Raw genomic sequence first — 11,150 nt, forward strand, 5'->3', positions numbered from 1 at the left:
CCCCCCCCCCCCCCCCCCCCCCCCCCCCCCCCCCCCCCCCCCCCCCCCCCCCCCCCCCCCCCCCCCCCCCCCCCCCCCCCCCCCCCCCCCCCGCGTTTTTGGCTTCGTATCGGGGTGCGGGGGAGTGTGGGTGCCTTGGTGAGTTGGGTGCGTGGGCTGCGGGTTGGTGGGTGGGCGCGTGGCTTGGGTGGCTGATGGGGGTGGATGCGCGGGCTGCGGTTGGGTGGGGCGGCGCGCCCGGGTTGCGGTTCGTGAGGGGAACCCTGAGGGAATCTGAGTGTGTGAGGGTTCCCCTCACGGCGTCTGTGGGCGGGGGCGCAGTAGCTTGGGGCCATGGGTGACGAAAAGCGCGAACTTCCGCCGATTCCTGACCGGCTGCCGGTGACGGTGGTCGACGCGCACACTCATCTCGACGCGTGCGGAGCGAAGACTGCGGCTGACGTTGCCGAGATGGTTGATCGGGCGGAGCGGGCTGGGGTGGCTCGGGTCGTCACTGTCGCTGACGATCTCGCGGCTGCTCGATGGGCTTCCGAAGCGTCCACCTGGGACTCGCGGGTGTTTGCCGCAGTCGCCATTCATCCCACTCGTACCAAGGAATTTGGGTCTGCTGAACAGTCCGAAGTGGAGCGTCTGGCGCGTGGTGAGCGGGTGGTCGCGGTCGGCGAGACTGGTCTCGATTACTACTGGGACTATTCGCCGCACGATGCGCAGCAGGCGGCGTTTCGCTGGCACATCGATCTCGCGAAGCGGCTCGGCAAGGCGCTGATGATCCACGATCGCGACGCGCACGAGGACGTGCTTCGCATCCTCGACGAGGAAGGCGCGCCCGAGACGGTCGTCTTCCACTGCTTCTCTGGCGACGAGCACATCGCGCGTCGCTGTATCGACAAGGGCTACATCCTGTCTTTCGCGGGCACGGTCACCTTTAAGAACGCGCGTGGGCTGCACGAGGCCGCGCGGATCGTGCCGCGTGGGCAGTTCCTCGCGGAGACGGACGCGCCGTTTCTGACGCCTCATCCCTACCGTGGGCGGCCGAACGAGCCGTTCTGTACCGCCTACACCGTTCGGTTCCTTGCTCAGCTGCGCGGCGAGGGGGTTCACGAGGTGGCCGAAGCGGTCCGGACCACTGCTGAACGCGCATATCGGCTGCCTGCGTGATTCCGTAGTGTCACAACGGGTTGCACGGATTGCGACATTCGAGACCGCGCATTCGTCCACCTGATGAGTGACGCAAGTCACGACACTCCGGGGGGTGTTTGCGCAACCTGCCAACACCCGTTACTGTCCCGTGATCGTGCCGGTCGGTACCGCGCAGCGGATGCCGGCTGATACGCCCACCAGTCACGTCAGTGCACGTCGGGGAAGCGGAACCGGGGTTGGTACGACTCGGAACCGTGACGATGGCGCTGGCTGGGGGTGTCGGACTTGAGAGGCGCGCCCGAGGGTGCGTCGCGAACGAAGGACGACGCGCGAACGACGCGCGGTGTCTTGGGAAAGGGAACGACCCGGTGACTGGTAGTCGGCAGGATGACACGCGTCTTGACGCGGGTTCGGCGTATTTCTCCTCCTCCGAGTCGGTGGCCGTGCTCGACCGCGAGCTCGAGGACACCGCCTACGGGCAGCTTGACTTCTCCGACGAGCTTCGCGTGACCGAGCAGGACGTGCTCGCCGCGCTCGGCCCGGACGCCGACATGCTGATGTCGGAAATCGACGTCGACGTGGACGAGCTGATCCGGCTCATCAACGCGGAAACCACGATGCTTCCGCCGCTCGTCCTCCCGGACGAGGTCGAGCAGGACCGCACCGCCTCCCCGCAGGCCAAGAAGGCCGCGGTCGAGGAAGGGCTGCGCGAGGCGACCAAGACCTGGAAGCGCCGCTTCCTCAAGGGCGCCGTGCTCTCGCTGCTGGTCACCGTCGGCGGTGGCGGCGCGGCGGCGCTCGCGATGAACAAGAGCATCACCGTCGACGTCGACGGCCACCAGCAGACCGTGCACAGCTATGGCGGCACCGTCGGCGAGGTGCTCAAGGACGCGGGCCTGTCGGTCGGCGAGCACGACGCGCTTTCGCCCTCGCCGCAGGCGGCGGTCGGCGACGGCGGCGTCATCAAGCTCGAGCGCGGCCGTCAGCTGAACCTCTTCGTGGACGGCGTGTCGCGGCCCTCCTGGGTCCGGGCGACCACGCTCGGCGAGGCGATGAACCAGCTCGGCATGGGCAGCATGCTTTCCCAGGGCGCGTGGACGTCGATGCCGTCGTCCGGCGAACTTCCGCTCGAGGGCTCCACCGTCCAGGTCAAGACTCTCAAGCACATCACGCTTTTCGACGGCACCAACGCGCCCCGCCAGGTGAACACCAACGCGGTGACCACTAAGGAGCTCGTCTCCGACCTCAAGCTGAACCTCGGTCCGGACGACGCGGTCGACGGCGGACTCGACGTCAGCCTCAAGAACGGCGCCGAGGTCCACGTCAGCCGCATGGGCGTCTCGATGGTCAACCAGGAAGAGACCATCGACCCCGAGGTGCAGAAGGTCGACGACCCGACGCAGCTGCAGGGCCAGCAGAGCGTCGACGACCCGGGCACGCCGGGCAAGAAGCTCGTGACCTACAAGGTCACCAAGAAAAACGGCGAGGAGATCTCGCGCGAGCAGGTCTCGGAGAAGGTTCTCGTCGAGGCCAAGGCCAAGATCATCAAGGTCGGCACCAAGAAGCCGCCGGCGCCGGCGATCGGCGACACCGGCGTGTGGGACCGGATCGCGCAGTGCGAGTCGGGCGGCAACTGGTCCATCAACACCGGCAACGGCTACTACGGCGGCCTCCAGTTCGACCGTCAGACGTGGAACGCCTACGGCGGCGGCCAGTACGCCCCCACGGCCGACAAGGCCACCCGGGAGCAGCAGATCGCGATCGCCGAGAAGGTGCGCGACGCCCGCGGCGGCTACAGCGCCTGGGGTTGCGGCTACAAGGCCTGAGCCCCACCAGAGATGTCCGGCAGGCGGCCGGGAGCCTCGCGCTCCCGGCCGCCTGTTTTTCGTGCGCCGCGCGGCGCTGGGTAGGCTCGTGCGGTGGTGGAACTGCTGGGGCCTGCCGAAATCCGCGGGCTGGCCGACGAACTCGACGTCCGGCCCACGAAGAAGCTCGGGCAGAACTTCGTGCACGACCCCAACACGGTCCGCCGCATCGTCGAGCTCGGCGGCGTGGCACCGGGGGACGTGGTGCTGGAGGTCGGGCCCGGACTCGGGTCGCTGACGCTGGGGCTGCTCGCCGCGGGCGCTCAGGTCGTCGCCGTGGAGATCGATCCGGTGCTGGCCGCCCGCCTGCCGCGCACGGTGGCTGAGCGCGCGCCGGAGGCAGCGGATCGGCTGACTGTCGTCGGAGCCGACGCGCTGCGGGTGCGGGCCGCCGACCTCCCGGCTGAGCCGGTGTCGATCGTGGCGAACCTGCCGTACAACGTCGCGGTGCCGGTGGTGCTGCACCTGCTGGCCGAGCTGCCGTCGCTGCGCAGTGGGCTCGTAATGGTCCAGACCGAGGTCGCCGACCGGATGGCGGCCGGGCCGGGCAGCCGCACATACGGCGTGCCGAGTGTGAAACTCGCCTGGTATGGCCCGGCACGGAAGGTGGCCGCGGTGCCGCGCGCGGTGTTCTGGCCGGTGCCGAACGTCGATTCCGCGCTGGTGTCGTTCACCCGGACTGACCCGGTGTCCGGGGTGGATCGGGCGCGGTTGTTCTCCGTCGTGGACGCGGCGTTCTCGCAGCGGCGCAAGACTTTGCGGGCGGCGCTGGCGGGATGGGCCGGCTCGGCCGAGCGGGCTGGTGAATTGCTCGCCGAGGCGGGGATCGACCCGAAGACGCGTGGGGAGCAGTTGGACGTGCACGCGTTCGCGCGGATCGCGGCTGCCGGAACCTGACCCCCTCCCGCGGCACTCGCTTTGCGACGTCCAACGGCGGCGGTGTGCCGGGTATTCCGACTGTGGCGCACTAGTTTCGTCGATTCGGTCGATGATCTTGCGCGGTCGCTGATCGTGGGCATTCCCGGCCAGCTGGCTACTCTCGGTCATCGCGTGAGTGCGGTTGAGGCGGTCGTATCCGCGTGGTGAGCGGCTCGGCATTCGGGGGAGCCGGATTGCTCCGCGGCCTGGATTGTTCGGCTGCGCCAACCGAAGGTGCTTCGCTCAGCGGACAATCTCCACCCCGTCGCGGACGCTGCCGCACGCGAGTCCGGCCTCGGTAGCCGCCCCAACTTGACAACGGGAAAACTCTTGTTCCACAAAGATCCTTGATCGTCCACAGTGGAACGAACGTGTTCGCCGCCGGTGTCCTTCGCGTCTAGTTCCCAGGTCGAGGCACTGTTCGGCGACCGAAGTACCGGGGTCGCGGATCCTGGACGCCGCGTTCCGGTATGCGGGCACCTCCAGACGTGTGATCTGCACCAACGCGCTTGCGTTCAGCCAATGGGATCGGCTTTACTCACAAGCGTCCATCCCGAGCGACTGAGAGACCTGGCTCGCCGAAGTCGCAGCAACCACCCTCCGCAGGGCAGGTGCTACCGCCAGGACCGATGGAGGCTGTTTTCGATGAAGAGGGTCACCCGCCCGCTCCTGCTGACCCGCCGGCGCGTAGTCGACGAAGGTCGCCGCTCGGTATGTGCGTGTCGACGCTCCATGGTCATCGCCTGATCGTTTTTTCCGCAGTTTCTTGCGCCGTCCACTGTGGACGGTAATTCGATGACGCCTGGCGCGCCCGGAATCGGCGCTGCGCCTCGTTTGCCTGGAGCCCTTTCGTGATCACTGTCGAAAACGTGTCCAAGTCCTTTCCCTTCCACGGAAATCGTGTCGCCGCGCTGCGCGATGTGAGCGTTGACGTGCAGGCCGGTTCGCTGTTCGGAATCGTCGGCCCGTCCGGTTCCGGCAAGTCGACCCTCGCCCGCTGCATCGCGCTGCAGGAGCGTCCCGACCGCGGGGTCGTGCGGCTCGACGGCCTCAACACCGCGACGCTCGACGGCAAGCGGCTGCGGGAGATCCGCCGCCAGCTGGGCGTCGTCGGGACCAAGCCGGAGCTGATCGCCGAGCGCACCATCGCCGGCAACATCGCCAGCCCGCTGGAGCAGCTCGGCGTCGACGGCCCGCAGCGCCGCAGCCGGGTCGGCTCGCTGCTCGACCTGGTCGGCCTCACCGCCCGCGCCGCGCAGAAGCCGGAAGAACTCACCGACGGCCAGCTCCGCCGGGTCGCGGTCGCCAAGGCGCTCGCCGCCGGACCGGCCGTGCTGCTCGCCGACGACCCGACCGCCGGGGTCGCGGCCGAGGACGCCGGCGCGGTGCTCGCCGTGCTCGACCGGGCGCGGGCCGAGCTGGGCGTGACGGTCGTCGTCACCACGCCGGACGCGGACGTCGTCCGCCGGGTCTGCGACGACGTCGCGGTGCTCGACAACGGCGCGATCGTCGAGCGCGGCACGGTGCTCGACCTGATTTCGACGCCGGACAGCTGGACCGCGCAGGCGGTGCTGCCGTCGATCGAGACCTCGCGCGCCCAGTCCGCGAAGTACGACCGCGCGGTCGACGTCGTGCTGATCGGTTTCGCGTCGGTGGGCGCCCTGCTGCCCGAGGCGGCCAGCCGCTTCGACGTGGAACTCGCCACCATCGGCGGCGGCCTCACCCGCATCGGGGACACCCCGATCGCCCGGTTCCGCCTCGGCGTCCGCGGCGAGCGGGCCGACGCCGCGCTGTCCTGGATCTCCGACCGGGGCGCGCACGTGAGCCAGCCGGCTCGCGGTCCGCAGAGCGTCGTCGCTGCCTGAGTTCCTTTCGCTGAACCGTTTTCGAGGGCCGTCCCATTCGGTTGGGGCGGCCCTCGCCGTCTCCGCGGGACGCGGTGCCCGAGAAATCAGGTCACTCGGTCAAAGCTTTAGGACTAGTGTCCTGAAGTCTGTCCATTGTGGTCGTTCCGGCGCAGGATCTCCGCCACTGCCGGATCCACGTGCGCCTCGGCGATCTGCTTCCACTTCGCCACGAGGGTGGCGAACGGCACCGGGTTGCCCAGGGAATCGGCTCGCTCCAGGGTTTCGACCAGTTCGCCGACGAGCGTCCGCACCTCTTCCGGGGACAGGTATCGCGCCCACGGGAACGCGGCGGGCAGGGCCTCGGCGGCCAGCGCGACCGACTCGGAGCCGCGGCGCATCAACTCCGCGAGAAGCGTGACGGCTACGGAAAAACCAGCTGCCGACTGCTCGGCGCGCTCGGCGGTGAGCAGCACCAGGTCCGGCTTGTCCTTCTCCCGGCGGCGAATCCGGACCGCCCGGCTCGGCGAACGTTCGAGCTGGTCGGTGACCCGGCGCGGGTGCAGGGACAGCTCGGACAGGTTGACCTCGGGCGGGCGCATAGTTACAAAGTAATTCCAAATTAGCCCGTCTGGCCAATCCGGAACGACGACTGGGGGAACTTCCGTGCCAACGTTTTCTCCTGGCGGGACCTGGTCCGCGGCAGCCACGTAGGCTGGACGGGTGCTCGCCGTCGTTCCACCACCAGTCACCGTCCGGGTCCCGGCCAAGGTCAACCTGCACCTGGCCGTCGGCGACCTGCGGGCGGACGGATTCCACGAGCTGGTCACCGTCTTCCAGGCGCTTTCGCTCACCGACGAGGTGACCGTCGCGGCCACCGACGAGCCTGGGCTCGAGGTGTACGGCGAGGGGGAGCGCACCGTGCCCACCGACGGCGCCAACCTCGCCTGGCGCGCGGCGCGCGAGCTGGCTGCCTACGCCGGACGACCGGACGCCGAGATGCCGAAGGTGCGAATCGTGCTGCGCAAGGGCATTCCAGTCGCGGGCGGCATGGCGGGCGGGAGCGCGGACGCGGCGGCGGCGCTGGTCGGGCTTTCGTCGCTGTGGAAGCTCGACATCACGCGTGACGAGCTGGCCACCATCGCCGGACGCCTCGGCAGCGACGTGCCCTTCGCGCTGTATGGCGGCACCGCGCTCGGCACCGGCCGCGGCGAGCAGCTCGTGCCGGTGCTCGCCCGGCATACGTTCCATTGGGTGCTGGCCTTCGACGAGGAAGGCCTGTCCACGCCCAAGGTGTTCGGCGAACTCGACCGGTTGCGCGCGGACGGCAAACCGCCGCGGATCGGGTCGCACACGCCGGTCGTGGAAGCGCTCGCGTCGGGGGATCCTCGCCAGCTCGCCCTGTTGCTGGGCAATGATTTGCAAGCGGCCGCGGTGTCGCTGCGGCCTGGTCTGCGCCGCACGCTGCGCGCCGGGGTGAACGCGGGTGCCCTGGCCGGATGCGTGTCCGGCTCCGGGCCGACGTGCGCGTTCCTGTGCTCCGACGCGGAAACCGCGGTCGAGGTGGCCGCTGAGCTGTCCGGCGCGGGAGTGTGCCGGACGGTGCGGGTCGCGCACGGCCCGGTGCCCGGCGCGCGGGTGGTCGGCGGCGACGACGCGCCGCGCAACGCCCCGCCGCGCGTGCACGCGTGAAACTTCGTCTCAATAGTCCACAGTGGAAAGGATCCGGATGGCCAACCTGGTCAACCTGGAATCGGTGAGCAAGTCCTACGGCGTGAAGCCGTTGCTGGACAACGTTTCCCTCGGCGTCGCCGAGGGGCAGCGGATCGGCGTCGTCGGGCTCAACGGCGGCGGCAAGACCACGCTGCTCGAAGTCCTTTCCGGACTGAGCGAGCCGGATTCCGGCCGGGTGAGCCAGGTGCGCGGCCTGCGGATGGCCGTCGTCACCCAGCGCACCGAACTGCCGACCGGCAGCACGGTCGGCGATGTGGTGCTGGAGCGCTACGGAGCCGAGCACGAATGGGCCGCCGACGCCCGCGTCCGGTCTATTGTGGACGGTCTCGGCATCACCGCGATCGGCCTCGACACCCCGACCGCGAACCTGTCCGGTGGCGAACGCCGCCGCGTCGCGCTGGCCGCCGCGCTGACCGGTGAACTGGACCTGGTGGTCCTGGACGAGCCCACTAACCACCTTGACGTCGAAGGCGTCCGCTGGCTCGCCGATCATCTGCTGGGCCGCCGGATCGCGGTCGTGGTCGTGACCCACGACCGGTGGTTCCTCGACACCGTCGCGAGCCTCACCTGGGAGGTCGCGAACGGCCGGGTCGAGCAGTACGAAGGCGGTTACGCCGACTGGATTTTCGCGCGCGCCGAACGCGCCCGCCTCGCCGCGACCGCGGAGGAGAAGCGGCAGAACCTGGCGCGCAAGGAATTGGCGTGGCTGCGGCGCGGTCCGCAGGCGCGTTCCTCGAAGCCGCGCTACCGCGTCGAGGCCGCCGAAGCGCTGATCGCCGACGTGCCGCCGCCGCGCGATTCCGTGGAGCTGATGGCGTTCGCGAAACGCCGGCTCGGCAAGACGGTGCTGGAGCTGGAAGACGTTTCGCTCGCAGTCGGCGACCGGACGCTGCTCGACCACGTCACGTGGCGGATCGGCCCGGGCGACCGGATCGGTCTCGTCGGCGTGAACGGCTCCGGCAAGACCACGCTGCTGAAACTGCTCGGCGGTGATGTCGAATCGTCCACCGGACGCCGGGTGCAGGGCAAGACGGTCGCGCTCGCGCACCTGCGCCAGGAACTCGACGACCTGCCCGGCGATCTCCGGGTGCTGCAAGCGATCGAGCAGATTTCCGGCCGCGTCGTGTTCGGCAAGCAGGAGATGACCGCCTCGCAGCTCGGGGAGAAGCTCGGCTTCCCCGCCGCACGGCAGTGGACGCCGGTCGGCGACCTCTCCGGTGGCGAACGCCGCCGGCTGCAGCTGTGCCGCCTGCTGATGGCCGAGCCGAACGTGCTGCTGCTGGACGAACCGACGAACGACCTGGACATCGACACCCTGCAGCAGCTCGAAGACCTGCTCGACGGCTGGCCGGGCACGATGGTGGTGGTCTCGCACGACCGGTACCTGGTCGAGCGGGTCTGCGACGCCACGTACGCGCTTCTCGGCGACGGCAAGGTCACTCACCTGCCGGGCGGGATCGAGGAGTACCTGCAGCGCCGCGCCCGCGCGAAGGAGGCCGCGCCGCGGCGCGAGGCACCCCCGGCGGAGAAGACCGAGGCCAAGCGCAGCGCGGCGGAAACCCGTGCGGCGCAAAAGGAATTGGGCCGCTTGGAACGGAAACTGGACCAGCTCGCGAAACGGGAGGAGAAGCTGCACTCGGCACTCGCGGAGGCGGCGACCGATCCGGAGAAGCTGATCGAGCTCAACACCGAGCTGAAAGCCGTCCTGGCGGAGAAGGACGACGTCGAGGCGCGGTGGCTGGAGACCTCCGAACTCGCCGAGTGACGCCGCGTCCGGCACCGGTCATCGGCTGTTCACGCCGCCGCGGCGACGCCGGAAAAACCGGACAGTAATCTGACGCACATGAGTCGGTTTGTGGACACACTCGTCGGGACTGCGGCGGACCGGGGGCAACGGCGCGGCATGGTGACCGGCGAGCCCAAGGAGCCGGTGCGCCGGACCTGGGCGCAGGTGCACGACGAAGCGCGCCGGATCGCGGGCGGGCTGGTCAACGGGGGACTGGCGCCCGGGAGCGCGGTGGCGGTGCTAGCTGCCGCACCGGTGCTCATCGCGCCGACTGTGCAGGCGGTGTGGCTCACCGGCGGCAGCGTGACGATGCTGCACCAGCCGACGCCGCGCACCGACCTCGCCGAATGGGCCGAGGACACGGTGAAGGTGCTCGAGATGATCGGGGCCGAACTGGTCGTGCTCGGCGAACCGTTCGACCAGCTGGCCCCGGTGCTGGAGGGCAAGGGCATCAGCTACCGGCTGATCTCCGAACTGGCCGACGCCGAACCGCTGGCCGAGATCGTGCCGACCGCCGAGGGCGACACCGCGCTGCTGCAGCTGACCAGCGGGTCCACCGCGGAGCCGAAGGCCGTCCGGATCACCTACGGCAACCTGTACACCAACGTCAAGGCGATGGTGGATCGCGCCGAGTTCGAGTTCGACACCGACGTGATGGTGTCGTGGCTGCCGACCTTCCACGACATGGGCATGGTCGGCTTCCTGACCGTGCCCATGACGTTCGGCGTCGAGCTGATCAAGATCACCCCGGTCGAATTCCTCACCGGACCGTTGATCTGGCCGGAGCTGATCAGCAAATACGGCGGCACCACGACGGCCGCGCCGAACTTCGCGTACGCCATCGTCGGCAAACGCATGGCCCGCGTCGAGGACGACCACGCTTACGACCTGTCGAAGCTGCGCATCGCCCTCAACGGGGCGGAGCCGATCGACGAGACGGCCGTCCAGACCTTTGTGGACGCCGGGAAACGGTTCAAGATGCCGCCCGAGTGCGTGTTCCCTGCTTACGGCATGGCGGAGGCGACGCTGGCCGTCTCGTTCGCGCCGTTGTTCACTGGGCTCACGTTGGATGTTGTCGAGGCCGACGCTCTTGAGGCGGACAACCGGGCGGTGCCGGTGCCTGAGGGCGATCCTCGGCGGGGTACGGATGAGGTGCGTTCGTTCGCCTTGCTCGGCCGTCCGCTGGACGGGTTGGAAGCGGATATTGTCGATGAATCCGGTGCTGTGCTGGGCGAACGTCAGGTTGGGGAGATCCGCCTGCGTGGGGAGGCTGTGACGCCGGGGTATCTGACTGTCGACGGGCCGCTGGATACCCAGGATCGCGATGGGTGGATGAAGACCGGTGACCTGGGGTATCTGGTCGACGGGCAGATCGTGATCTGTGGGCGGCGCAAGGACGTCATCATTATGGGCGGGCGGAATTTGTACCCGACCGATATTGAGCGTGCTGCGGGTTCGGTTGAGGGTGTGCGGGCTGGGAACGCCGTCGCGGTTCGGCTGGATGCGGGGAGTCGGCGGGAACGCTTCGCGGTGGTGGTGGAGTCCAAGCTGGCCGGGGATGCCGCGGAGGAGAACCGGCTGGCGAAGGAGATCGCTGCGCGGGTTCGGGATGCGGTGGATATGCGGCCGTTCGCGGTTGTGGTGCTTCCGGCTGGGAGTCTGCCTAAGACTCCGTCAGGGAAGGTGAAGCGGGCGGCTACTGCGGTGCAGTATGCGGAGAAGATCGCGAAGAACGCGGAAGGGTGAGTGGGGGCGGCTCGTCGCCCTGGGGGGCGACATTGCGCCGGGGGTGGTTGCGTGGGGCACCCCGAAGCTGATTGTGCTGACGGTTCGGGGGTGCTTGTCAAGGCGGTAAAGATGCCT

General features: G+C 69.2%; 8 protein-coding genes and 1 riboswitch. Of the genes, 7 read left to right on the top strand and 1 reads right to left on the bottom strand.

Annotated elements, in window-relative coordinates; all coding sequences use genetic code 11:
• Positions 1-333: 333 nt before the first annotated feature.
• The 4 genes from ACZ63D_RS08890 (at position 334) to ACZ63D_RS08905 (ending at position 5,788) form a co-directional block, all read left to right on the top strand.
• Positions 334-1,158 (top strand): TatD family hydrolase, encoded by an 825-nt coding sequence (locus ACZ63D_RS08890; protein ID WP_465353736.1) that lies wholly within the window; start codon positions 334-336, stop codon positions 1,156-1,158.
• 425 nt (positions 1,159-1,583) lie between these two features.
• Entirely contained in the window at positions 1,584-2,966 is a 1,383-nt protein-coding gene (locus ACZ63D_RS08895; protein WP_465354728.1) for a transglycosylase family protein, read from the top strand.
• A 93-nt stretch (positions 2,967-3,059) separates the two neighbouring features.
• Positions 3,060-3,902 carry a 16S rRNA (adenine(1518)-N(6)/adenine(1519)-N(6))-dimethyltransferase RsmA gene (gene rsmA / locus ACZ63D_RS08900; protein ID WP_465353737.1) on the top strand — a complete coding sequence of 281 codons (843 nt, stop codon included), beginning with the start codon at positions 3,060-3,062 and terminating at the stop codon, positions 3,900-3,902.
• A gap of 566 nt (positions 3,903-4,468) precedes the next feature.
• Positions 4,469-4,559, top strand: a riboswitch (SAM riboswitch).
• A gap of 215 nt (positions 4,560-4,774) precedes the next feature.
• Positions 4,775-5,788 (top strand): methionine ABC transporter ATP-binding protein, encoded by a 1,014-nt coding sequence (locus tag ACZ63D_RS08905; RefSeq protein ID WP_465353738.1) that lies wholly within the window; start codon positions 4,775-4,777, stop codon positions 5,786-5,788.
• A 113-nt stretch (positions 5,789-5,901) separates the two neighbouring features.
• Here the strand turns inward: ACZ63D_RS08905 and ACZ63D_RS08910 are convergent, their stop codons facing one another.
• Complete coding sequence (locus tag ACZ63D_RS08910) at positions 5,902-6,369, bottom strand: hypothetical protein (RefSeq protein ID WP_465353739.1); 468 nt, start codon at positions 6,367-6,369, stop codon at positions 5,902-5,904.
• Between the two features lie 121 nt (positions 6,370-6,490).
• Between ACZ63D_RS08910 and ACZ63D_RS08915 the strand changes: the two genes are divergently transcribed.
• The 3 genes from ACZ63D_RS08915 (at position 6,491) to ACZ63D_RS08925 (ending at position 11,033) form a co-directional block, all read left to right on the top strand.
• Positions 6,491-7,459: a 4-(cytidine 5'-diphospho)-2-C-methyl-D-erythritol kinase gene (locus ACZ63D_RS08915; protein ID WP_465353740.1), complete on the top strand. Its 969-nt coding sequence runs from the start codon at positions 6,491-6,493 to the stop codon at positions 7,457-7,459.
• Positions 7,460-7,496: 37 nt separating this feature from the next.
• Positions 7,497-9,266 carry an ABC-F family ATP-binding cassette domain-containing protein gene (locus ACZ63D_RS08920; protein WP_465353741.1) on the top strand — a complete coding sequence of 590 codons (1,770 nt, stop codon included), beginning with the start codon at positions 7,497-7,499 and terminating at the stop codon, positions 9,264-9,266.
• A 78-nt stretch (positions 9,267-9,344) separates the two neighbouring features.
• Positions 9,345-11,033, top strand: coding sequence for a fatty acyl-AMP ligase (locus tag ACZ63D_RS08925; RefSeq protein WP_465353742.1), 1,689 nt, complete (start codon positions 9,345-9,347; stop codon positions 11,031-11,033).
• The last annotated feature ends 117 nt before the right edge of the window (positions 11,034-11,150 follow it).

This window comes from Amycolatopsis sp. NPDC104775 (assembly GCF_055583325.1).

Coding starts and splice junctions, on each gene's coding strand:
- ACZ63D_RS08890 (WP_465353736.1), top strand. CDS start 334: ATGGGTGACGAAAAGCGCGAACTTCCGCCGATTCCTGACCGGCTGCCG.
- ACZ63D_RS08910 (WP_465353739.1), bottom strand. CDS start 6,369: ATGCGCCCGCCCGAGGTCAACCTGTCCGAGCTGTCCCTGCACCCGCGC.
- ACZ63D_RS08920 (WP_465353741.1), top strand. CDS start 7,497: ATGGCCAACCTGGTCAACCTGGAATCGGTGAGCAAGTCCTACGGCGTG.
- ACZ63D_RS08925 (WP_465353742.1), top strand. CDS start 9,345: ATGAGTCGGTTTGTGGACACACTCGTCGGGACTGCGGCGGACCGGGGG.